Raw genomic sequence first — 396 nt, forward strand, 5'->3', positions numbered from 1 at the left:
AGCAACGAGTTGCGTAAGTTGGGCGGGAGATAATGACTATCACCTAATAGACGAATCCAGTAGTGAGTCTCACGCGCTTCTTTGTATGCGATACTCAATTTGTGCACAAAATCTTTACCCGATTGGGCGCCAATGGCTTCCTCCACATTTGCTCCTATCGAGGTGCCACTCCTTACTATCTGTTGCGATAAAGTGTATTCTTGATGGGTTTCACGCAAATGCTTGTATAATTTCACCATCCGCAAAGCAAAATCATAGCTTTTTTGTTGAAGTACATTTTCTTTCATGATAAGAAGATGGTTTTAATTACGAATGAGAGAATTACGAATGGTTCAATTACGAATTACGAATGAACGCGAAGCAACTACGGTCTACAGACTACCAACTCCGGACTAA

The 396-nt window shown here is 41.2% G+C and carries 1 protein-coding gene; it reads right to left on the reverse strand.

The window, feature by feature from the left end; translation table 11 throughout:
* On the reverse strand, positions 1-287 hold a 287-nt coding region (locus tag Q0954_RS34580; protein ID WP_299466811.1), incomplete at its 3' end, for a four helix bundle protein.
* Positions 288-396: the final 109 nt, after the last annotated feature.

The organism is uncultured Microscilla sp. (assembly GCF_947493425.1).
Classification (GTDB): Bacteria; Bacteroidota; Bacteroidia; order Cytophagales; family Microscillaceae; genus Microscilla.